A 2560-nucleotide genomic window follows, 5' to 3' on the forward strand; every position below is an offset into this window, starting at 1 on the left:
CGTGTGCGGTCGAGTATGCGTAATCGAGAAAAAACTGCAGGAGCGTTTAAGAAAAGTTTCGTTTGTGGATAGCGAAAAACCGGAAATAATAGTAAAGCCGGGGCAGGGAGCCCCTACTCACCGTGAGCAGAACCTAAGGGGACTTCCGAAGGCTCATGAAAAAAGCGGCTCCCTCAAACGGAAAAAAGTCTGAACATATTGTGCGGATGACGCCACGGGCTTAAGCAGGGCCAGGCATCGCTGGTGGGGCGAAAGGTCTGTGGCACGGGCCAATGGGTGGGCTACCGTAGTGGTAGGCCCCTGAGCCCAAGGTGACAACGCAGCCGCCCGTGTCATGTTAATTCGCTTTAGGGCTTGCTACAAGCTCCCCGTTTTCCACATCGAACAGGATGGTGTTGTGAGGCTTTACCTTGTCCTCAAGGATGAGTCTTGCTGACAGGGTCTCAACGTACTTTTGTACGAATCTCTTAAGTGGTCTTGCGCCGTAGATCGGGTCGTAGGCGTTGTCGACTACGTACTGTCTTGCAGCGTCTGAAAGTTCAACGTTTATCTCTCTGTCGGAAAGTCTCTTGTTAAGATCAGCTACTATAAGGTTAATAATATTTCCAATGTTGTCCTTGGTGAGAGGTCTGAACATGATGATCTCATCAAGACGGTTTAGGAACTCTGGTCTAAAGTGGGCACGAAGGTCATCCATTGTGCTATTTTCAGCATCCTCGCTTATAGTTCCATCGTCCCTAATGCCATCAAGCAGGTACTGAGCACCGATGTTTGAAGTCATGATAAGAATGGTATTCTTAAAGTCCACAGTTCTTCCCTGGGAGTCCGTAACACGGCCGTCGTCCAGGATCTGCAAAAGCACGTTAAATACGTCAGGGTGTGCTTTTTCAATCTCATCGAAAAGAACTACCGCATAAGGTTTACGTCTTACAGCCTCTGTAAGCTGACCACCTTCCTCATATCCAACATATCCGGGAGGTGCTCCTATGAGCCTTGACACGCTGAACTTTTCCATGTACTCACTCATGTCAATCCTGACCATGTTGTTCTCATCATCAAACAGGGCCTGAGCAAGGCTCTTTGCAAGTTCTGTCTTACCTACACCAGTTGGACCAAGGAACAGGAAGGAACCGATAGGCTTACTTGGATCCTTGATGCCGGCCTTGGATCTCATGATAGCTTCAGAAACCTTGGTTACTGCATCGTCCTGACCGATGACTCTTTGGTGGAGCTCATCAGCAAGATGCAGGGTTTTATTTCTTTCGCTCTCAGTGAGCTTATTTACAGGAATGCCTGTCCATCTGCTGATGATGCCGGCAATTTCCTCATCTGAAACTCTTTCATGGACCAGAGTAGTATCTTTTTCGCCGGCTCTTACCTGCTCTTCAGCCTCTTCAAGCTGCTTCTTGAGGGCAGGGAGTTTGCCGTACTGAAGCTCTCCGGCCTTCTCATAGTCGCCATTTCTCTGGGCAATTGCAATCTCAGAGTTGATGGTATCTATCTGCTCACGCATGGCAGCAAGCTTATCAACTGCCTGCTTTTCATTGGTCCACTGCGCCTTCATGGAGTCAAACTGTTCCTGAAGCTCAGCAAGCTCTTTTTGCAAGTTAGAAAGACGCTCCTTGCTGAGGGAATCGTCCTCCTTCTTAAGAGCTGTCTCCTCGATCTGCATCTGCATGATCTTGCGGTTCATCTCATCAAGCTCAGCTGGCATTGAATCCATCTCTGTCTTAATGAGAGCACAGGCTTCATCCACCAGGTCGATAGCTTTGTCAGGAAGGAACCTGTCAGAAATATATCTGTTTGAAAGAACTGCAGCGCTTACAAGGGCTGAGTCCATGATCTTAACGCCATGGAATACCTCATACCTCTCCTTGAGGCCACGAAGGATACTGATGGTGTCCTCAACTGTGGGCTCCTCCACCATTACAGGCTGGAAACGTCTCTCAAGAGCTGCGTCCTTTTCAATGTACTGTCTGTACTCGTTAAGTGTAGTTGCTCCGATGCAGTGAAGCTCGCCCCTTGCGAGCATAGGCTTTAGCATATTGCCGGCATCCATTGCGCCGTCAGTCTTGCCAGCTCCAACAATAAGGTGAAGCTCATCTATAAAAAGAATGATCTCGCCGTCAGACTCTTTTACGTCCTCCAAAACAGCCTTTAATCTTTCCTCAAACTCTCCTCTGTACTTGGCTCCGGCAACCAGCGCACCCATATCAAGAGAAAAGATCTTTTTATCCTTGAGGGCAGATGGCACATCGCCGCTGGCTATCCTCTGGGCAAGGGCCTCTACAACTGCAGTCTTACCAACACCAGGTTCACCGATAAGAACCGGGTTATTCTTGGTCTTACGGGAAAGGATCCTTATTACGTTCCTGATCTCTGTATCTCTTCCGATGACAGGGTCAAGTTTTTGCCTCTTGGCCTTTTCAACCAGCTCAGTTCCGTACTTGTTGAGGGTATCGTAGGTGGCCTCAGGGTTATCTGTTGTCACATTCCTGTTGCCACGGACCTCAGACAGAACCTGAAGAAATCTGTTCCTGTCGATACCAAACTCCTGAAG

Annotated in this window: 2 protein-coding genes; one reads left to right on the plus strand and one right to left on the minus strand. The window is 48.6% G+C overall.

Features of this window, described 5'->3' with window-relative positions; translation table 11 throughout:
- Positions 1-193, plus strand: a 193-nt coding sequence (locus J6I68_RS09845; protein WP_292220010.1) for a hypothetical protein, incomplete at its 5' end; no start/stop codon positions are given.
- Positions 194-337: 144 nt separating this feature from the next.
- On the opposite strand, the gene clpB is transcribed toward J6I68_RS09845, so the two are convergent.
- A partial coding sequence (gene clpB, locus J6I68_RS09850) for an ATP-dependent chaperone ClpB (RefSeq protein ID WP_292220011.1) occupies positions 338-2560 on the minus strand: 2223 nt, incomplete at its 5' end.

The organism is Butyrivibrio sp., from assembly GCF_017940685.1.
In the GTDB taxonomy this organism is placed as follows: domain Bacteria; phylum Bacillota; class Clostridia; order Lachnospirales; family Lachnospiraceae; genus Butyrivibrio.